This is a genomic window from Actinomycetospora sp. 2LY8.5 (assembly GCF_057180585.1).
Genome location: NZ_JBXUHE010000016.1, coordinates 20,961 through 41,098 on the forward strand (window position 1 = coordinate 20,961; position 20,138 = coordinate 41,098).

At 73.2% G+C, this 20,138-nt stretch carries 15 protein-coding genes; 5 read left to right on the forward strand and 10 right to left on the reverse strand.

Features of this window, described 5'->3' with window-relative positions; genetic code table 11:
- Positions 1 to 11: 11 nt before the first annotated feature.
- On the forward strand, positions 12 to 2,600 hold the full coding sequence (locus AC2A1K_RS18270; RefSeq protein ID WP_483897731.1) for a sensor histidine kinase: 2,589 nt from the start codon (positions 12 to 14) through the stop codon (positions 2,598 to 2,600).
- On the opposite strand, the gene AC2A1K_RS18275 is transcribed toward AC2A1K_RS18270, so the two are convergent.
- The 7 genes from AC2A1K_RS18275 to AC2A1K_RS18305 all read right to left on the reverse strand — a co-directional run bounded on the left by AC2A1K_RS18275 (position 2,587) and on the right by AC2A1K_RS18305 (position 10,888).
- Positions 2,587 to 2,856 carry a hypothetical protein gene (locus AC2A1K_RS18275; protein ID WP_483897732.1) on the reverse strand — a complete coding sequence of 90 codons (270 nt, stop codon included), beginning with the start codon at positions 2,854 to 2,856 and terminating at the stop codon, positions 2,587 to 2,589. The two genes, AC2A1K_RS18270 and AC2A1K_RS18275, sit on opposite strands and share 14 nt — an antisense overlap.
- Positions 2,853 to 3,839 carry a universal stress protein gene (locus AC2A1K_RS18280; protein WP_483897733.1) on the reverse strand — a complete coding sequence of 329 codons (987 nt, stop codon included), beginning with the start codon at positions 3,837 to 3,839 and terminating at the stop codon, positions 2,853 to 2,855. The genes AC2A1K_RS18275 and AC2A1K_RS18280 overlap by 4 nt, the downstream gene beginning before the upstream one ends.
- Entirely contained in the window at positions 3,839 to 4,867 is a 1,029-nt protein-coding gene (locus AC2A1K_RS18285) for a universal stress protein (protein WP_483897734.1), read from the reverse strand. Before AC2A1K_RS18285 ends, AC2A1K_RS18280 begins: the two co-directional genes overlap by 1 nt.
- Positions 4,868 to 4,960: 93 nt before the next feature.
- Positions 4,961 to 5,506, reverse strand: a complete 546-nt coding sequence (locus AC2A1K_RS18290; RefSeq protein WP_483897735.1) for a GbsR/MarR family transcriptional regulator — start codon at positions 5,504 to 5,506, stop codon at positions 4,961 to 4,963.
- The gene (locus AC2A1K_RS18295) at positions 5,503 to 7,122 is read right to left on the reverse strand and encodes a hypothetical protein (protein WP_483897736.1); all 1,620 of its coding nucleotides are present in this window, start codon (positions 7,120 to 7,122) and stop codon (positions 5,503 to 5,505) included. Before AC2A1K_RS18295 ends, AC2A1K_RS18290 begins: the two co-directional genes overlap by 4 nt.
- On the reverse strand, positions 7,119 to 8,066 hold the full coding sequence (locus tag AC2A1K_RS18300) for an ABC transporter ATP-binding protein (protein WP_483897737.1): 948 nt from the start codon (positions 8,064 to 8,066) through the stop codon (positions 7,119 to 7,121). The genes AC2A1K_RS18295 and AC2A1K_RS18300 overlap by 4 nt, the downstream gene beginning before the upstream one ends.
- A gap of 29 nt (positions 8,067 to 8,095) precedes the next feature.
- On the reverse strand, positions 8,096 to 10,888 hold the full coding sequence (locus tag AC2A1K_RS18305) for a cation-translocating P-type ATPase (RefSeq protein WP_483897738.1): 2,793 nt from the start codon (positions 10,886 to 10,888) through the stop codon (positions 8,096 to 8,098).
- Between the two features lie 258 nt (positions 10,889 to 11,146).
- Here AC2A1K_RS18305 and AC2A1K_RS18310 point away from each other — a divergent pair, with 258 nt between their 5' ends.
- Together AC2A1K_RS18310 and AC2A1K_RS18315 are read left to right on the forward strand one after the other, a co-directional pair.
- Positions 11,147 to 13,891, forward strand: a complete 2,745-nt coding sequence (locus AC2A1K_RS18310) for a cation-translocating P-type ATPase (protein WP_483897739.1) — start codon at positions 11,147 to 11,149, stop codon at positions 13,889 to 13,891.
- Positions 13,888 to 14,787 carry a universal stress protein gene (locus AC2A1K_RS18315; protein WP_483897740.1) on the forward strand — a complete coding sequence of 300 codons (900 nt, stop codon included), beginning with the start codon at positions 13,888 to 13,890 and terminating at the stop codon, positions 14,785 to 14,787. Before AC2A1K_RS18310 ends, AC2A1K_RS18315 begins: the two co-directional genes overlap by 4 nt.
- A gap of 30 nt (positions 14,788 to 14,817) precedes the next feature.
- On the opposite strand, the gene AC2A1K_RS18320 is transcribed toward AC2A1K_RS18315, so the two are convergent.
- Together AC2A1K_RS18320 and AC2A1K_RS18325 are read right to left on the reverse strand one after the other, a co-directional pair.
- On the reverse strand, positions 14,818 to 17,265 hold the full coding sequence (locus AC2A1K_RS18320; protein ID WP_483897741.1) for a glycoside hydrolase family 65 protein: 2,448 nt from the start codon (positions 17,263 to 17,265) through the stop codon (positions 14,818 to 14,820).
- Positions 17,266 to 17,270: 5 nt separating this feature from the next.
- Entirely contained in the window at positions 17,271 to 17,795 is a 525-nt protein-coding gene (locus AC2A1K_RS18325; RefSeq protein ID WP_483897742.1) for a universal stress protein, read from the reverse strand.
- A gap of 229 nt (positions 17,796 to 18,024) precedes the next feature.
- On the opposite strand from AC2A1K_RS18325, the gene AC2A1K_RS18330 reads away from it, so the two are divergent.
- Both AC2A1K_RS18330 and AC2A1K_RS18335 read left to right on the forward strand, forming a co-directional pair.
- Positions 18,025 to 19,098 carry an NAD(P)-dependent alcohol dehydrogenase gene (locus AC2A1K_RS18330; RefSeq protein WP_483897743.1) on the forward strand — a complete coding sequence of 358 codons (1,074 nt, stop codon included), beginning with the start codon at positions 18,025 to 18,027 and terminating at the stop codon, positions 19,096 to 19,098.
- 7 nt (positions 19,099 to 19,105) lie between these two features.
- Complete coding sequence (locus AC2A1K_RS18335; RefSeq protein ID WP_483897744.1) at positions 19,106 to 19,519, forward strand: pyridoxamine 5'-phosphate oxidase family protein; 414 nt, start codon at positions 19,106 to 19,108, stop codon at positions 19,517 to 19,519.
- On the opposite strand, the gene AC2A1K_RS18340 is transcribed toward AC2A1K_RS18335, so the two are convergent.
- On the reverse strand, positions 19,493 to 20,044 hold the full coding sequence (locus AC2A1K_RS18340) for an ATP-binding protein (protein WP_483897745.1): 552 nt from the start codon (positions 20,042 to 20,044) through the stop codon (positions 19,493 to 19,495). The two genes, AC2A1K_RS18335 and AC2A1K_RS18340, sit on opposite strands and share 27 nt — an antisense overlap.
- Positions 20,045 to 20,138 lie beyond the last annotated feature (94 nt).

Genomic DNA, 20,138 nt, shown 5'->3' on the forward strand with positions numbered 1-20,138 from the left:
AGGGACCAGACATGCCCGACGAGAATTCCTCCGAGCGCGCTCACGGCGGTGAGGGCGATCCGTCCGGGACCAGCGGCTCGCCGGCGGCGCACCGGCGGGGTGAGCTGCGCATCCACCTCGGTGCGGCGCCGGGCGTCGGCAAGACCTACGCCGCGCTCAACGAGGCCCACCGCCGCCTCGACCGCGGCACCGACGTCGTCGTCGGGCTCGTCGAGACCCACGGGCGGGCGCGCACGGCCGAGCTGCTCGCGGGCCTCGAGGTCCTGTCGCGCAAGGTGATCGACCACCGCGGCACCGAGCTCACCGAGCTCGACGTCGACGCCGTGCTCGCCCGCGCGCCCGAGGTGTGCGTGGTCGACGAGCTCGCGCACTCCTGCGCGCCCGGCTCGCGGCACGCCAAGCGGTGGGAGGACGTCGAGGAGCTGCTCGCGGCCGGGATCGACGTGATCTCCACGGTGAACGTGCAGCACCTCGAGTCGCTCGGCGACGTCGTCGAGCGCATCACCGGCGTCCGCCAGCGCGAGACGATCCCGGACGCCGTGGTGCGCGCGGCCGACCAGATCGAGCTGGTCGACATCACGCCCGAGGCGCTGCGCCGGCGCATGGCCCACGGCAACATCTACCGCCCCGAGAAGATCGACGCCTCGCTGGCGAACTACTTCCGCACCGGCAACCTCATCGCGCTGCGCGAGCTGGCGCTGCTGTGGGTCGCCGACCAGGTCGACGTCGCCCTGCAGCGCTACCGCAGCCAGGAGGCGATCTCGGAGGTGTGGGAGGCCCGCGAGCGGGTGGTCGTCGCCGTCACCGGCGGGCCCGAGAGCGCGACGGTCATGCGCCGCGCGGCGCGCATCGCCCGCCGCGCCGGGTCGGCCGACCTGCTCTGCGTGCACGTGCTCCGCAGCGATGGCCTCACGCGGCCGGGGCCCGGGACCAACGCTGCGGCGCTGCGCCGCCTCGCCGAGGACGTGGACGCGTCGTTCCACACCCTGGTCGGAGACGACGTCCCCGCCGCGCTGCTCGACTTCGCCCGCGCCGCCAACGCCACCCAGCTGGTACTCGGCACCTCCCGGCGCTCACGGTGGGCGCGGGCGCTCGACCCCGGCATCGGGGCGCGGACGATCGCGCGGTCCGGGAGCATCGACGTCCACCTGGTCACCCACGCCGAGGCCGGGCCCACGCCGCGGCGGCGGATGTCGCTGCCGGCGCGGCGCCACGCGTTCGGCTGGCCCGCCGCCGTGCTGCTGCCCGTGCTCGCGACCGTCATCGGGGTGGTGCTGCGCGAGTCGGTCGACCTCTCCACCGACGTCGTGCTGTTCTTCCTCGCCACCGTGGTCACCGCCATGATCGGCGGGCTCGCACCCGCGCTGCTGGCGGCCATCAGCGGCGGTCTGCTGCTCAACGTCTTCCTCACCCCACCCCTCTACACCCTGACCGTGGCGCGGCCGGAGAACGCGTTCGCGATCGTGGCGATGGTCCTCGTCGCCCTGCTCGTGGCCGCCGTCGTCGACCGCGCCGACCGTCGCTCCGCCCAGGCCACCACCGCCCGCGCCGAGGCGACACTGCTCACCTCGTTCGCCCGCGTCGTGCTCTCGCGCTCAGACCCGCTGCCCAAGCTCCTCGAGCGGGTGCGCGAGGCCTTCGGGCTCACATCCGTGGCTGTGATGGAGCGAGACACGAAGGCCGGCTGGGAGATCACCGCCTGCACCGGGGACACGCCGTGCACGAAGCCCGCCGAGGCCGACGTCGACGTCGAGATCGACGAGGGCGTGCACCTCGTGGGCACCGGACGCACGCTGACCGCGCAGGAGAGCGCGCTGTTCGCCACGGTCAGCGGGCAGGCCCTGCTCGCCCTGCGCAACCGGCGGATGGCCGCGCAGGCCACCGAGGCGCAGCGCCGCGCCGACGCCGCGGGCCTGCGCACCGCGCTGCTCTCGGCGGTCGGGCACGACCTGCGCACCCCGCTCACCGCGATCAAGGCGGCCGCCGGGAGCCTGCGCGCCCCCGGACTCCCGATGTCCGACGGTGACCGCGCCGAGCTGCTCGCGACCGTCGAGGAATCCGCCGACCGCCTCACCGGACTGGTCGACAACCTCCTTGACTCCTCTCGCCTGGCGGCGGGCACCGTCACCCCGATCGCCGAAGAGGTCGGCCTCGACGAGATCGTCGCCACGGCGATGGCAAGCGTCCACGGCGATATCAGGCGGGTGCGCTCGGAGGTCCGCGAAGACCTCCCCGATGTCCTCGCCGACACCGGGCTCGGCGAGCGGATCGTCGCCAACCTCATCGACAACGGACTGCGCCACGGCGGCGACGGCACCGTCGCGATCCGTGCGAGCGCCTACGGCGACCGCGTCGAGCTGCGCGTCGTCGACACCGGACCCGGAGTGCCGCGCAAGAAGCACGACCACCTGTTCATGCCGTTCCAGCAACTCGGCGACAACCGGCGAGCGACCGGGGTCGGGCTCGGCCTGCACGTGGCGCGCGGCTTCACCGAGGCGATGGGCGGCACTCTCGATGCCGAGGACACCCCAGGCGGTGGCCTGACGATGGTGCTGTCCCTGCCGGCAGCTCGGGTCCCGGCTCCGGTCACGACCCCATGAATCGCGTCCTCGTCGTCGTCGACGACGACCCCGCCTGCGCCGCGCGCTGCGGAGCAACCTCACCGCGCACGGCCACCACGTCGTACTCGCCGCCGACGGCGCCGCGGCCCTGCGCGCCGCGGCCGAGCACCCGCCGCTCCGGCGCGGCGCCGTGGTCGCGCCAGAACAGGGCCCGCTGGTCCCACACGACGCTCCCGTCGCCGCGGAGCACCGCGTTCGAACGACGGGACTGGCCCTGACGCTCCGGGCACATCACGACATGGATCGTCCGCTCGTCGCGGCGAGGCCGGGCCGGCTCGCCGCGCTCGTCGCGGTGGAACCGAGTGGAGGTGAGAGACCTTCACCGGGGGGCGGCACGACGGCGACGGGGCACGGCGCCCGGTGCACCATCGCGCGGCCGACCGACCCCAGCAGGAGCCCGGCGAAGCCGCCACGACCACGGGAGCCGACCACCAGCAGTCGCGCACCCCGGGCCCGGTCGAGCAGGACCCGGGCGGGATGCGAGCGCTCGACCACCGTGGACACCACGAGGTCCGGGTGTCTCGCCGACCGGCCCGCCAGCTGTTCGGAGAGCACACGCCGCTCGTCGTCGACGATCGCCTCCCAGTCCAACAACGGTTTCAGGACGGGGTCGACGAACAGGTCCCACCAGGTGTGCACCGCGACCAGCGGGCACCTCGCGGCGTCCGCGGCCGCCACCGCGAAGTCGATCGCGGCCTCGCTCGCCGGGGACCCGTCGACACCGACGACCACCGGCGCGTCCGGGTCGCCGAGCACGTCGCCGCGGACCACGACCACGGGGCCGGCCGCGTGCGCGGCGACCGTCGAGGCCACCGACCCGAGCAGCGCGCCCCCGAGACCACTCGCGCCCTGCTCGCCGACCACGAGCGGCACGTCGGCCGAGGCCCGGGCGAGCAGCGCCGGCGCCGCCGGGCCGTCGACGACCTCCTCGGCGACACACACCCCCGGCGCCTCCGCGCGGGCGGCGTCCGCGGCTCGTGCCGCCACGTCATGGGCGCGGTCGAGGACGTACCGCTGGTAACGACGCCACAGCGCCGCGTCGGTCACGAGCGAAGGGTCCACACCACCGTAGGCGTGCACGACCCGCAGGTCGCGACCCCGGGACACCGCGTCGTGGGCTGCCCAGCGCACGGCCCGCAGCGCGGAGTCCGACTCGTCGGCCCCGACCACGACCGGGTGGCCGGGGCCGGTGTCGGAGACCTCCCGATCCTCGCCCATCACGCTCTCCCCCCTCGACCGCCGTGGCACCCGCCGGCGACTCGGCCGGGTCGGGGCGACCCGGCGACGTCGCCGACGGTCGGCGGCCTCTCACCGCGGGATGGTCGTCCGGCGAGCCTGCCGGACGGCACCACCGTGACCGGGCACGGTGCGGATGCCGTGAGGGCACGGTCCACGGAGCCGCGCCGCCGGCTCCCCCGCTGCCCTCCCGCGCGGTGCCCGACGACGACGAGACCGGCTCCGGTGTCCTCGGCGGCGTCCACGACGGCCCGGACGGCCGCGACGGGCCCGACCCGCAACTCGTACGACGGGGTGGGGAGGTCACGGCGGCTGAGGTCGGCGACGGTGCGCTCGACGAAGGCCCGGGTGCCCTCCTCCACCGCGGTGAGCAGCTCGGCGGTGGCGGCCTCGACGGCCTCGGCCTGCTCGGCGTCGTCGGGGAGATCGGCCACCCAGCCCGGTGGCAGCACACCGGTCACCGCCACGAGGCCCGTCGACCGGGCCGCGGCCTCGGTCAGGGCGTGGTCGAGGGCGGGGCGGCAGTGCGCGGACCCGTCCACGCCCACCACCACCGGCCCACCATCCCCGCCCGCCCCGCGAACGGGCCGGACGACGGTGAGGGGGCAGGTCGTGACGTCCAGCAGCCGCAGCGCCGTCGAGCCGAGCGCCGTGTCGGACGGACCGCCGCGTCCGTGGTCCCCGACCACGACCATGTCCGCACGCGCCGAACGGGCCCGCAGAACCGTGACCGGATCGCCGGCCGGCACGTCGACCGCGGCTCCGGCGGCAGAGCCTCCGAGCGCCATCACCTGCGCGTGGAGCTCGGCCCGCATCTCGGCTCGCGCCGCCTCACCGGTCGCGTCGCCCTCCACCCGGATCACTTCCACGGGCGCGGCCAGCCTGGTCGCGCGCGCGACGGCCCAGGTCACGGCCTCCCACGAGCGCCGCGACCCGTCCCATCCGACGACGACGGGCGCGCCGTGCCCGTGCACGACCGGCGGGACGACGTGCGGTCCGGCACGGGTCATGGCCTCCTCCTCGGCGGGGTGACCGGCGGATCCGGTCGCCACCCCGAGGGTGCAGACCCGTTCCACGGCCTCGGGAGGGCCGGAGGTCCCGGATCATCCGTCGCCTCGTCGTGTTCGGTCCCATTCCTCGAGGAGGGAGGGGAGCTTCTGCACGAGAAAGGTGAAGAACCGCGCCATCTGTTCGACACGCCGGCGGGTGGCGTCGTCCTCGGTTCCCAGGGCGGGCGCCGCGTCGCGGCACATCTCGGCCATGGACTCGTAGAACCCGATGCGCGAGATCGCTCCGCGGTACCAGTCCTCGCGCGCGAGGGAGTACAGACGACGACGGGTGCCCGGAAGGGCGCGCACGCGGACGAGCTGGAGGGACTGCGCATAGTTGAGGGCGCTCGAGACGGCCGCGGCGCTCGCACCGAGCACCTGCTGGAGCTGATCGGCGGTCAGGCCGTCGCCAGGGCTGATCGTCAGGGCCATCAGGACCCGGGCAGGCATACGCGGGAAGCCCTGAGCGTGGAACGCACCGGCCACGTCCTCGGCGAACCGCCAGGCCTGCGTCGTGGGAGTGCCCACGGGCGTGTCCGCATCGTCGTGGGCCGGGTCGGCGGGGCCCTCCGGGTCCGGACCGTCACCGGTGGCGGTCACGGGGAGAGGTCCCTCCTGGCGTAGCAGACGGCGGCGATGCCTGCGCAGACCAACGCCGCCGCCGACATCCACAGCAACGGGGTGAGGTCGGGGTCGGCGGTGGTCACGAGGGGGGTGTGGACGAACGGTGTGACCGAGATCAGCCAGTCCGGGAGGTTGGCCCTGCCACCGAACTCGGCGAGGAACACCCCCACCGCCACCAGAGCCCAGGAGACCGGCGCCGTGAGCCGTGGAACGAGCGCGAACAGCAGGGCCGCGACGCCGACGTAGACCGCAGCCGCCGGTAGCTGCACGAGGACCGCTGCGAGGGTGTGCCCGAGCGCCACGGCCCTGTCGGCACCCGAGGCGAGGTAGACCGACGCGGCCCCCACCCAGGACGCGGCCACGACCGTCAGTGCGGAGAACAACGCGACCATGAGCTGGGACAGTATCCACCGCAACGGACCGACCGGCGTGCCCCTGACCGTCTCGGTGTTCCCGGTGGCCTCCTCTCGTCGTGCCCGCAGCACCACCAGGACGCCGGCGACCGCGGCGCACTCGGCCACGAACAGCATCACGTACCCCAGCAGGAGATCGTAGATCGGTCCGTCCTCTCCGACCGTCGTGCGGATCGTGGTGGCGATCGCCGGATCGGTCCGCGCGGCGTCGCTGCCCAGCAGCGCCAGCGCGGCCGCGAACGCTCCGACCCCCCATCCGGCCACCAGCATCGTCGTCAGGGCACCCCGCTGCAGCCGCAGGGCCAGGCGCACCGAGGTGGCCAACGACGACCCGCCATGGGCCCGCCCCGGCCGCTTGGGGAACAACGAGGCTCCGAACTGCCGGCCGCGTTCCACCAGCAGGGCGGTGACGACCAGGATGACGCCGAGGCCCCCGAGGGCCCCGAGCGCGACCGGATCGACCCGCCCGTAGGGGTTGACCACCTGCGCCAGGGACAGTGGTGAGAACCAGGCCAGCGGGGACGGCTCGGCGGTCAGAGTGATCTCGTCGACGGCGGAGAGCGCGTCGGCGGCCGCCCGGACCAGATAGGCGAGCGTGACGAGCCCCAGTCCCAGACCGACAGCGGTCCGCGCTCCGGACGCCACTTGCCCGCAGACGACGCCCGCGGCCAGGAACACCTCACCGACCAGCACGAGAGCGAACGCAGCCCAGGCGCTTCCCGGGACCGGCGCGCCGCCGAGCACGAACCCGAGGAACACCCCCGACACCAGGACGATCAGGGAACAGGTTCCCGCCACCACCGTGGCGCTCGGGATCGAGAGCCGACCCGTCGCGGCCGCCCGGAGCAGCTCGGTAGCCCCCTCGTCCTCCTGGGCCCGACCATGTCTCACCGCGAAGAGAACGCCGTGGATCGCGACGAGCACGGCGAAGACCATGCCCATCTGGAAGAAGAGGAACGCCCCCGGCTCGGGGCCCTGGGGCATACCGCGGCTGATGAGGAACGCCGGGTTGCCCACTACGAGCTCCAGGGCACCGACCCGCTCGGCGTGGCTGCCGTAGGTGGTCGCCGTCGACATCGCGCTGACCAGAGCCGCCACGAACCCACCGACGGCCCACACCGTGATCTGCCAGCGGTCGCGACGCACCGCCGCGACGACGAGCGTGCGCACCGCGCTCATCGCCCGGAACCGTCGACCCCGGCACCGGCCGCGACCGGATCGTCGTAGTGGCGCAGGAACAGTTCCTCCAACGACGGTGGCACGACCGTCAGGCCTCGCACGTCGAGCCCGGCCAGGATGCCCAGCACCCGAGCGGTGTCGCGCGGCTCGACACCGAACGACACCGTGCGGCCCTCGTGTCGAAGGTCGCTGCTCAGGGCCGCCAGCTGCCGGGCCCGGACCGGGTCGAGATCCACATCCACGGTGTAGCGAGCGGCTGTCAGGTGGCGCAGCTCCTGGAGGGTCCCGGTCTCCACCCGTCGCCCCCGACGGATGATCGAGACCCGATCGGCGAGCTCCTCGACCTCCGAGAGGATGTGACTCGACAACAGGACCGCGGCTCCGCCCGCCGCCGCCCGCTTCGCCTCGTCCTGGAACCGCTGCTCCATCACGGGGTCGAGCCCCGAGGTCGGTTCGTCGAGGATGTACAGCTCCGCCGGCAGCGCGAAGGCGGCCACCAGGGCCACCTTCTGTCGGTTGCCCTTGGAGTAGGTCCGGATCGGCTTCGTCGGATCCAGCTCGAACACGTCGATCAACCGCTCCCGCTCCGAACGGTCCGGCTTCCCGCGACGCAGTCGGATCAGCAGATCGATGGCCTCACCGCCCGACAACGTCGGCCACAGGTTCACCTCCCCGGGCACGTACGCCAACCGCCGGTGCAGCGACGCCGGGTCCACCCACGGGCTACGCCCGAACAGTCGCACCATCCCCGAGTTCGGCCGGTACAGCCCCAGCAGGACGCGGATCACGGTCGACTTCCCTGCCCCGTTCGGCCCGAGCAGGCCATGGATCTCGCACCGCGACACCTCCAGGTCCAGCCCGTCCAGGGCGACGGTGTTCCCGAACTCCTTGCGCAGCCCGGACACGGACACCACCGGATCGGGAGCGAAGCCAGATGCGCGCACGGTCGTGAGAATACCGAAAATTCAGAAAATTATGAATCCCGATCGCATGGAGGGGGTTCGTGCTCGTCGCGTGCGTGGCGGCCGGCCCGCAGGCGCAGCACGACCTTCACGATCTCGACGACCCACAGGATCGTCGAGCCGACCGCCACGCAGGACAGCCACTGGGCAGGCGTGAGGTCGGTGGTCGTGAAGACGTCGTGCAGGACGTCCCACTCGATGACCAGGACCAGCAGCGCGAGGACGGCCGCGGTGGCGGCGAAGGCCGAGCGGTTCTCCAGCGTCGCGCGGGTGAACACGCTGCGGGTCGGGCTGCGCACGTTGAGCAGGTTGAAGATCTGGAAGAACACGAAGGTGGCGAAGGCCATCGTGGCGACCACGGACGGCTCGCCGAGTCGGGGTTCCGGGCCGGGGCCCCAGGCGAGCACCGCCAGTGTGCCCGCCGCCATGACGGCGCTGGCGAGCAGGATCTGCAGGAGACGGTCGCGGGTGAGGATGCGCTCGCGCCGCGGTCGCGGGGGCCGGTGCATCACCTCGGGACGGACCGGGTCGACACCCAGCGACATCGCCGGCGGACCGTCCATGACCAGGTTGACGAACAGGATCTGCAACGCGCTGAACGGCACGCCGCCCGCGATGCCGGTCGCGGCGGCGACCAGGAACGTGACGACGAAGCCCAGCGCGGTGGACACCTGGAACCGCGTGAACTTCACGATGTTGTCGTAGATGCCGCGGCCCCGGCGGACTGCGCTGACGATGGTGGCGAAGTTGTCGTCGGTGAGCACCATGGTCGCGGCCTCCTTGCTCACCTCCGTGCCGGTCACACCCATCGCCACTCCGATGTCGGCCTTGCGCAGCGCCGGGGCGTCGTTGACCCCGTCGCCGGTCATCGCGACGACCTCGCCCTGGGCCTGCAGCGCCCGCACGATCCGGATCTTGTGCTCCGGCGACACCCTGGCGATCACACCGATCCCGTCGAGCCGGCGGGCCAGCTCGTCGTCGGGCACGGCGTCGAGGTCGCGGCCGGTCACCGCCCGTCCGGGGATGCCCAGTTGGTCGGCGATGGCCCCGGCGGTCACGGCGTGGTCGCCGGTGACCATCCGCACCCGGATCCCGCCGGCCCGGCAGTCCGCGATCGCCGGCCCGACCTCCGGGCGAGGCGGATCGACGATGCCGACGAGCGCGAGCAGCACGATCCGGTCGAGCAGCGCCTTCGGGTCCCCGGCCGCGTCGAGGTCGTGGGCATCGATGTCCTCGGCGTCGAAGTCCTGCACGCCCACGGCCAGCACCCGCATCCCCTGCCGGCCCAGCGACGTGTTGGTGGTGTCGTAGATCTCGCGCGCGGCGCGGTCGAGGGGCAGGACCTCGTCTCCGTCGAGGTGACGGTCCGCCCGGGTGGCCAACACGTCCGGGGCTCCCTTGACGAAGCACCGCACGACGTCGCGGCCCTGCTCGTCGCGCCAGCGGTGGAAGGTCGCCATGAACTTGTCGTCGGAGTCGAACGGGACCTCCCCCAGCCGCGGGCGCTCGCCGCGCAGGGCCGCGACGTCGACACCGCCCTTCTCCGCGAGCACCAGCAGCGCACCCTCGGTCGGGTCGCCGACGAGCTCGCCACCGCGCATCTCCGAGTCGGTACACAGCGCCGCGCCCTCCAGCACGCGCCGCACGGCGTCCGGCAGCGGGGACCCGTCGGCGCCGCGGATCCGCCCCTCGCTGCCGTAGCCCTCCCCGGACACCGTGTAGCGACGCCCGCCGACGATCAGCTCCCGGGCGGTCATCTCGTTCACGGTGAGCGTCCCGGTCTTGTCGGTGCAGATCTGGGAGGTGCTGCCCAGCGTCTCGACCGAAGCGAGCTTCTTGACGATGGCGCCCCGCCTGGCCAGCCGCCCGGTTCCCATGGCCAGGGTGAAGGCGACCACCGCCGGCAGACCCTCGGGGATGGCCGCCACCGCCAGCGAGACCGCCGTGACGAACAGGTCGGAGAAGGACTGCCCACGCACCAGTCCCACGACCAGCACGATCGCGATCACGACCCCCGCGACGACCGCCAGGGTGCGCGCGAGGTCGTCGACCTGGCGCTGCAACGGCGTCGTCTCCGGTCCGGCACCGCTCAGCAGGCCGGCGATCCGGCCGATCTCGGTCGCCGTCCCGGTCGCGGTGACCAGCATCTCCCCCCGGCCGCGGGTGACCGTGGTGTTCATGTACACCGCCGTGACGCGGTCGCCCAGCGGCGCGTCCTCGTCGACCTGCGCGGTCGCGGACTTGGTCACCGGCGCCGCCTCGCCGGTCAGCGCCGACTCCTGCACCTCCAACGAGGTCGCCGACCAGAGCCGGCCGTCGGCCGGGACCCGGTCGCCGGCCGCCAGAACGACCACGTCACCGGGCACCAGCGCCTCGGCGTCCACCCGAGCGGTCCGTCCCTCGCGGCGCACCGTGGCCGTGGTGCTGCTCATCGTCCGCAGCGCCTCGAGCGACGCCTCAGCCCGCGACTCCTGCACGAAGCCGATCGTCGCGTTGAGCAGCACCACCACCACGATCGCGATCGGGGTCTCCCACTCCTGCGAGACCAGCAGGCTGACCACAGCGGCGATCAACAGGATGACGATCATCAGGTTCTGGAACTGCCGCAGGAACGCGCGCCACCGAGGCTCCCGCGGGATCTCGCCGAGCCTGTTGGGCCCGTGCTCGGCGATGCGACGTACGGCCTCGGAGTCCGACAACCCGACCCCCGGGCCGACGTCGAGCTCCCTCGCGGCGGCCTCCGCGGGCAGCACATGCCAGACCGGGTCGGCAGCTGCCCGGGATTCCAGGGGTGATCGATGCACGGCGTCGTCCTTCGAGGTCCAGCGGTGTCCGGCGCCGCGGGGACCGGGTCGTGCCGACCGGGTCGCCCCCGGCGGAAGAGCCCGGGCGGCGAGGAAGGAATCGTCGTCGACGAGTCCGATCATGACCCTCCGCACGGTCGCCGACCACGGCCGGACGGGCCCCAGGAACCGGGACCTCCGGCCGGACCGCCCGAGGGAGCAGACAGGGCAAGATCGACGCAGCCGACCACCCCCCGCACGGGCACCGCAGGAGCGTGGATGACTGCCCACACCCCGACGATGGAGCACGCCACCGGCGGGCGTTGGCACGTCCTGTCCCGCCAGGACGTCCTCGGGTGGCTCGACACCGGCCCGCGGGGCCTGTCCTCGGTGGAGGCCGCGGCCCGGCTGGAGCGATCCGGCCGCAACGAGCTCCCCGTCGCGGAGTCCGCGTCCGCGCTGGCCGTCCTGCTGCGGCAGTTCGTCAGCCCGCTGATCGGGATCCTGCTCATCACCTTCGCCATCACCACGGTGCAGGGTCACTGGGTGGACGCCGCCGCGATCGGCGTGGTACTGGCCCTCAACGCCGGCATCGGCTTCTGGCAGGAACGCAAGGCCGCGACGGCCGTCCGTGCCCTGCAACGGCTTTCGGTGCCGGTGTGTCGGGTCCTGCGGGACGACTCCGAGCAGGAGATGGTCGCCGCCGAGCTCGTGGCCGGGGACGTGGTGCTGCTGCAGAGCGGCGAGCGGGTACCGGCCGACCTGCGGCTGCTCGAGGTCAACGGCCTGCAGGTCGACGAGTCGATGCTCACCGGCGAGGCCATGCCGGCGACCAAGCAGGTCCACCGCCTGCCCGTGCACACCCTGGCCGCCGACCGCACCAACATCGCCTTCAGCGGCACCCTGGTGACCTCTGGTCGCGGACAGGGCGTGGTCGTCGGTACCGGCACGGACACCGAGCTCGGAATGATCAACGCGCTGGTCCAGGGCCCGTCGGGCCGGACGCCACTGACCGTGTTGACGCACTCCCTCGAGCGGCGCATCGGGGTGGTCATCGCGCTCGTGTCTCTATCGATCTTCCTGGCCGGTCTCGCCCTCGGTTACGGCGTCTCGGACATGTTCCGTACGGCCGTGGCTCTGGCGGTCGCCTCCGTCCCCGAGTCGTTGCCGATCGTGCTGACCGTGGCGATGAGTCTGGGCGTCGCCCGGATGGCCCGGCACAACGCGATCGTCCGCTCGCTGCCCGCCGTCGAGACCCTCGGGTCGACGACGGTGATCGGGTCGGACAAGACGGGCACGCTGACCCGCAACGAGCTGACCGTCGAGGTCGTGTGGACGGCGAGCGGCGTGCTCGACCTGAGCGCGGACGGCGCCACGGCCGCCTCGCGGCTGTCGGACACCGTCGGCCGGACGTTGCGCGCCGGCGCGCTGACCAACGAGGCGCACCGGGCGCCCGCCGGATCGAGGACGTCCACCGACGAGCCGCTCGACTTCACCGGCGACGCGGTCGACGTGGCCATGCTGCGCGCCGCGGTGCGCCTGGGTGCGGTCACGACCGAGGAACGGGACGAGCGCTGGACGGTCCACGCGCCGTACGAGCCGGAACTGCAGCTCTCCCAGACCCTCCGGACGGCGCCGGACGGGAGCCGCATCCTCTACGTGAAGGGGGCTCCCGAGGTGCTGGCGGCGCTGTCGACGACCCTGGCCACCGACGACGGCGACCTCCCGTTCGATCCCGAGCCGGTCGACGCGGCGAACGACGGACTCGCGCGGCAAGGGATGCGCGTACTGGCCACGGCCGTGCGGGTGCTCGACCCCGACGAGCCGGTGCACCGCCCCCTGCCACGCCCGTCGGGACTCACCTTCCTCGGGCTCCAGGGGATGGAGGATCCGCCCCGTCCCGGGGTCGTCGCCGCGGTCGCGGACTGCCGGCGCGCCGGGATCACGGTGGTGATGATCACGGGGGACCATCCGGCCACCTCGGCCTCGATCGGCGACCGGCTGGGGTTGGGCACCGGCGCGCCTCCGGTGACCGGTGGCGACATCCAGGACATGGATGACCACCTGCTCACGGCACGGCTGCGCAGCAGCGGGGTGGCGGCCCGGGTGACCCCGCAGGACAAGCTGCGCATCGTCCGGCTGCTCCAGGCCGAGGACGAGGTCGTGGCGGTCACCGGCGACGGGGTGAACGACGCACCGGCCCTGCGCGCGGCGTCGATCGGCGTGGCCATGGGTCGCTCGGGCACCGCGGTCGCCCGCGAGGCCGCCGACATCGTGCTCACCGACGACAACTTCGTGACGATCGTCGACGCCGTCCGCCAGGGTCGGGTGACGTTCAGCGCGATCCGCAAGGCCGCCTTCTTCCTGCTGGCGACCGGCCTGGCCTCACTGCTGTCGGTGTCGATCAACCTGATGGCCGGGCAGCCTCTGCTGTTCCTCCCGGTCCAGCTGCTGTTCATCAACGTCGTCACCAACGGGCTGCAGGACATCGCGCTGGCCTTCGAACCACCCGAGGGCGACGAGCTGGACCGGCACCCGCGGCCCCGCCGGGAAGGCCTGCTGTCGCGAACGCTGTGGCTGCGCACCGTGGTGGTGGCGGCGTGGATGGCCGTGACGATCGTCGTGGCCTTCCGGTGGGCTCTCGAGGCCGGCTATCCCGAGGTGCACGCGCGCACGCTCGCCCTGACGCTGTTCGTGATGCTCAACTTCTGGCTGGTGCTCAGCGCCCGGGCCGAGAACCGTTCCCTGTTCGTCCAGCATCCCCTCGGGAACCCGTTGCTGGTCGGCAGCGCCGTCGGCGCACTCCTGCTGTACTTCGGCGCGACGCAATGGTCGGCCACCGACACGCTCCTGGGGCTGGTCGCACTGGCACCGGGCGAATGGCTCGCCTGCTTCCTGCTCGGTGCCTCCGTGCTCGCCGTCACCGAGACGCACAAGCTCGGCCGGTGGCTCACGCGGACACGCCCCACCCATCCGGGGGAGAGCGGTCGCGCCGATCGGCCGGTCAGCGGAGGGATCGGATGAGCAGTGCGTCCGACGACGTCGTCCTGGCCGGTGTCGACGGCTCGGCCCCGGCGCTGCGCGCAGCCGTCTGGGCGGCGCGCGAGGCACGACTGCGGCAGCTCCCGCTCCGGCTGGTCAACGTGTTCACGTGGCCGGAGGGCACCGTCGACCCGAACGCGGTGCTCGCCCGCCACGTGGCCCACACCTCGGCGGGAGAGCAGTACCGGGCCGACCTGCTGCGCATCGCCGAGGAGGAGCTCGCCGCAGCGGTCACCGCCGCCGAGCAGGCCGCGCCCGGAATCGAGGTCCGCCGCCAGGTGATGCTCGGTACTCCCCGGGACATCCTGCTCTCGGAGGCGGAACGGGCCACCCTCACGGTCGTCGGCAGCCGCGGCAGCGGGGGTTTCGCCGACCTCTTGCTCGGCTCGGTCGCCCTCGCCCTCGCGACCCGCGCGGCCTGTCCGGTCGTGGTCGTCCGCGGTGATCTCCCGTTCCGGACCGGCGCGTCCGTGCTGCTCGGCTTCACCCCCGACGGCACGAGCACGAGTGCGCTGGACTTCGCCTCCGACGCCGCCGCAGCTCGGTGGGTGCCGCTCGACGTGCTGTACGCGTGGCGTGACCGGTACCGGCTACCGGAGGCCGGCGACGTCGGGGAGGCCGGGGAGCGGCTGCTCGCGGAACATCTCGCCGGTCCACGGTCCCGCCACCCCGACCTCGAGGTCCGGGAGCTGATCGTCTCCGAGCGGCCGACCCCGGCACTGATCGACAGGTCGCGCGACGCCCAGCTCGTCGTGGTCGGGTCCCGTGGCCGCAGTGGCCTCGGAGCGCTGATGGGTTCGGTGAGCAACGCCCTGCTCCACCACGCGCAGTGCCCGGTCGCGGTCGTGCGCACCACCGATGTGGCCGCGGCCCGATAGCCCCGACGGAGCTCCGGGAGCCCTGCGGGGTCAGCCGGCGCCTGCGGGCTCCTCGTCCTCCAGCACGCCCACGGCGGTGAAGCGCACCGATTCGCCCGGATGCAGGGTGCGGACCTCCTCGCCGCAGCCGACCCGCACCGGCCCGCCGGGCCCCGCCTCGATCGACACGTGGACGTCGCGTCCGGTCACCACCGCTGTGACCGGGTGTCCGCGGTACTGCAGCGAGAACTCGAGCCGGCCGAACCGTCGGGGCCAGTGCGGGTTGAACCAGAGGACGTCGTGCCGGGTCTCCAGGCCGGCGAAGCACCGTTGCAGCAGGTCGACGCAGCCGGCCATCGCCCCGAGGTGGATTCCCTCCGCCGTGGTCCCGCCCTGGATGTCGGCGATGTCGCTCTGCAGCGCCCGTTCGAAGTGCTCGAGTGCCTGCGCGCGATGGGCCCGGGCCATGACCCAGGAGTGCACCAGGGAGCTGAGGGTGGAGCCGTGGGCGGTGCGTGCCGCGTAGTACTCGATCGTGCGCGGGATGGCCTCGGGCGGCAGCGAGTACCCGAGGTCGGTCAGCAGGGCCCGCAGTTCGTCGGCGGAGAAGAGGAAGAACAGCATGAGGACGTCCGCCTGTTTGGCCGCCTGGAACTCGTCGACCGAGCGCCCCTCGGACTCCAGGATGCGGTCCAGGCGGTGGATGTCGCCGTAGCGCTTCCGGTAGTCGTCCCAGTCGAGCTCCAGCAGGTCGCGATAGCCCTCGAACTGGCTGATGATCGCGTCCGGACCGATGGGCACATACATGCGTCGGGCGATGTCCCGCCACCGCAGGAGCTCGGCCGCGGTCAGACCGAGCTGCTCGACGAGCTCGGTCCGCCGGGTCCACGGCAGAACGGCGAGGACGTCGTGGGCCCGGGCCAGCAGCCACGCCGTCATGACGTTGGTGTAGGCGTTGTCGTCGATCCCCGGGGTCTCGGCCCCCGGGTAGCGGGTGCTGAACTCGTCGGGGCCCATCACCCCCCGGATGTGGAAGCGGTCCCTCGCCGGGTCGTACGTGGCCGCACCCGCGAAGTACCGGGCGATCTCGAGCAGGGTCTCGGCACCGTGGTCGGCGAGGAACTCGATGTCCGCGGTCGCCTGGTGGTACTGCCAGAGGTTGTAGGCGATCGCGAGCCCCACATGCCGCTGCAGGTGACTCGTGTCGGGCGTCCACCGTCCCGAGCGCGGGTTGAGATGGAGGCGCTGGCTCTCCTCCCGTCCGTCGCTCCCGGACTGCCACGGGTACATCGCTCCGACCTGCCCGGCCTCTCGCGCCGCGCGGCGTGCCGCGTCGAGGCGGCGGATGCGGTAGCGCAGCAGCGCCCTGGCGAGGCCGGGCGACCGCAGTGTGAGCACGGGGAAGACGAACAGCTCGTCCCAGAAGACGTGTCCGCGGTAGGCCTCACCGTGAAGACCCCGGGCCGGGATCCCCGCGTCGAGGTCGAGGTTGTGCGTCGAGAGGGTCTGCAGGAGGTGGAACAGGCTCAGACGAAGGCTGCGCAGCGTGTCGTCCGTCGTCGCGTGGTCGCCGTCGTGCAGCTCCAGCCGGAACCGGCGCCACAGCTGCTGCCAGGTCAGCTCGTGGCTCGCCAGGAGCTCGTCGAACGTCGGGGCCTCCGTGACCAGCGCCGTGCTCGCCGAGGACGGCTCCGAGATCGCCGGATCCCGCGAGGTCACCAGCGCGGCGATCTTCTCCACGGCGACGGACTCGGCGTGCCGCACCGGCAGGTCGAACGCCAGGCACACCCGGCCGGGTGTCTCGGCGAACCGTGGCACGTGGTCGACGCCGGCCGTGATGTTCACGGTCCGGGTCCGTGCCGCCTCGGCCACCAGGATCCGGGACTGACGGGAGCGTGCGGTCAGGAGCACGCTGTCGGGGGCGGTCCGACCCGTCGCGGTCGACTCGAGGTGCTCGCCGGCCAGGTCGTGGTACCGGGCCACCCCGCGGTTCGCGACCCGGCCGTCGATGCCGGACTCGATCCGGAGTCGACCCGACCAGTTCTCGGCCGTGACCACCGTGTGCAGTCCCGCCAGGCACGGGCGGGTCACGTGGACGAAGCGACGTTGCCGCACGGTCGTGCGCCGCCCGGCGGGGTCGACGACGGTCAGCACACGCACCAGCAGGCCCCGACGCATGTCGAGCTCGACGCGGTGCACCTCCACGGTCGCGGTCGAGGGGGTGAGCCACTCGCCGTCGTCGACCGCGACGCGGAGATCGAGCCAGTTCGGGAGGTTGACCAGGCTCTCGTTCTCGATCGAGACGCCGTCGATCTCGTCGCGGAGGCGGTTGTAGACCCCTGCGGCGTAGGTGCCCGGGTAGTGCACGCCGTCCGCGCTCGACTCGGGCAGCGCGCCGCGCGTGGCGAACCGGCCGTTGCCGAGGGTGCACAGCGCCTCGCGTCGACCCTCGTCGGACGGGTCGAAACCGTCCCACACCAGCACCCAGCAGTCGCTCACGTCGTTCATCCCTCGCTGCCGCGCCGATCCGCCGCGGCGACCGTGGCCTCGTCCGACCCGACGGACGCCGGAACGATGGTCAGCGGGCAGCGAGCGTGCCGCAGGCACCACCACCCGGTCGATCCCAGCAAAGCGGTCGTCACGCGGCTGCGACCACGGCTGCCGAGCACCAGGAGATCGGCTCCGGAGGACGCGTCGGTGAGCGCCCGGCCCGGGTCGCCCGCGACGACCCGCACCTCGACGGCCGGTACGGCACGGTCGGGACACTCGGCACGCTCGGCGGCCACCACCTCGTCGACCACGGCGCACGCGGCGACCTCCACCGCGGCCGTGATCTCGGCCCGCGCCGCGACGATCGGAACGTGGGCGATGGCCGCGAGGCGCTCCGGGGAGATGAAGGCGGAGACGACCTCGAGCGCCGCCTCACGGCGGCGCGCCTCCTGCAGGGCGTACCGCAGGGCGACGCGTGCGCCGACCGACTCGTCGAGCCCCGCCACCACACGACGGTTCCGACTCGCCGCACCGGCCATGCCCACCACACCTTCCCGGGTCCCCGTCGCCCGACGCTCTCGCCGTACCCGGAACGGGGACAGGGCCCACGGTCCCGACCGCTCGGACCCACCGTCCCCGCAGGACCCCGACGAGGACCCCGACGAGGAGGGACGTGCGTCGTGCGGGACATGAACCGGAAGGACCTCGACGCACGTGGCCGACCGCACTGGGCTTCCTCCCGACACACCGACCCGAGAGGAGAACGCCGTGAAGGCGTGGCGTCTGAACCGGTGGAAGTCCGACCCCGTCCTCGTCGAGCTCGAGCGGCCGCAGCCGTCCACGGGCGAGGTGCTGGTCCGCGTCGGCGGGTCCGGGGCCTGCCATTCCGACCTGCACCTCATGCACGAGTTCGACGAGGGCGTTCTGCCGTGGGGCCCACCGTTCACGCTCGGTCACGAGGTCGCGGGGTGGGTCGAGGAGCTCGGGCCGGGCGTGGAGGACGGCCCCGAGCTCGAGCCCGGCCGTCCCGTGGCCGTCTACGGCCCGTGGGGCTGCGGCCGGTGCGAGCGGTGCCGTGCCGGCGCGGAGACCTATTGCGAGAACCCGGCTGCGGCCCCGGTGCCCGGCGGGGGCGGCGGTCTCGGGCTCGACGGAGGCATGGCCGAGTACATGCTGGTGCCCGCCGCACGCCAGCTCGTTCCGCTGCCGGAGGGTCTCGATCCCGCCGCGGCCGCGCCGCTGACCGACGCCGCGCTGACCCCGTACCACGCGATCCGCCGGTCCTGGCCCAAGCTCCTGCCCGGCAGCACCGCTGTCGTCGTGGGCGTCGGGGGGCTCGGCCACATGGCGTTGCAGATCCTCGCGGCGACCACGGCCTGTCACGTCGTCGCCGTCGACACCCGGCCGGAGGCCCTCGCGCTCGCCGAGCGCACCGGCGCCGAGCTCGCGCTGGCCCCGGACGGGGACACCGCCGACGCGATCCGGGCGTTCACCGGCGGGCGCGGCGCCGACGCCGTCTTCGACTGCGTGGGCTCCGACACCACCCTGGCCCTGGGGGCGGCTGTCGGGCGCACGCTCGGCGACCTGACGATCATCGGTCTCGCCGGCGGCACCCTGCCGCTCGGGTTCTTCGCGGTGCCCTACGAACTGTCGGTACAGACGACGTACTGGGGCACCCGACCGGAACTGATCGAGGTCCTCGATCTCGCCGCCCGTGGCCTGCTCCGCACCGAGATCACGACCTTCACCCTGGAGAACACCCTCGACGCCTACCGGGCGCTGGAGAAGGGCGCCGTCACCGGACGGGCGGTCGTCGTCCCGCACACCGCCGGGCCTCGGTGAGGTGGCCGTGGCGATCACGGAGCCCGGACTGCTCGAACCGCTCGGCCCCGCCGAGTCCCGGGCGCTGCTGATGACCGCCGAGCTCGGGCGCCTCGCCTTCACCGACGAGCACGGCCCGACCGTCGAGCCCTTCGGATTCGCGCTCGAGGGGAGCTCGATCGCGATCGCCGTCGGCCCCGGGAGCGGGGCACGGGGCGCGGTCGGACAGCGCGTGGCCTTCGAGGTCGACGAGGTCGACCTCGTCCGGCGCACCGGGTGGTCGGTGGTGGCGGTCGGCCCCCTCCACGTCGCCCCTGCCGACGCGCTCGCCCGCCCCGAGGCCTGGCCCGACGAGACGATCGGCGCGGAACGGCTCCTGCTCGAGGTCGCCGTCGAGCGCCTCACCGGGCGGCGCCTACGCCGCGAGACGCGGCGCGACTGACCCGCTCGGTCTCGACGAGGCCGACGGTGCTCTCGCCCCAGCGACGCCGGACCGGTCCGGGGTCCCCGATCCTTCGGGGAGGGCATCCTCGCCGAGACCGACGCCGTCGTCGGAGATCGTGAGCCGGACCTCGTGGTCGACGACGTCGAACTCCATCGAGAACCAGGTGGCTCGCGAGTGCTCGATGATGTTCGTGATCGCGGCCGAGACGACGTGGCGGATGTGTTGCGCGATGCCGGGGGGCACATCGTCCAGTTCGCCGTTCACCGACAGGTAGGGCCGCGTCGACTCGTCCGCGGCGTACTCGACGATCTTTCTCAGGTGCTTCTCCAGGCTGCGGCTCCCACTACCGGTCGCCGGCAGCCGCTGCATCTCACTGCGGGCGTGCGCCACCGCTGCGTCGGCTTCGTCGACGAGCGCCGTGACCCGACGCGCGACCTCTCCGTCGACGAGCGACAGCAGCCCGGCCAGCCCCAGGCCGATGTGGACGGAACGCGGGACGAGGACGTCGTGGATGTCGCGCACCAGGGCCTCGATCGCCCCGTCGACCCGACCGCAACGGCATCGGCGGGGTCCTCGAGCTCCCCCGCCCGGAACTCCGAGCGCGAGGGATCGGGAC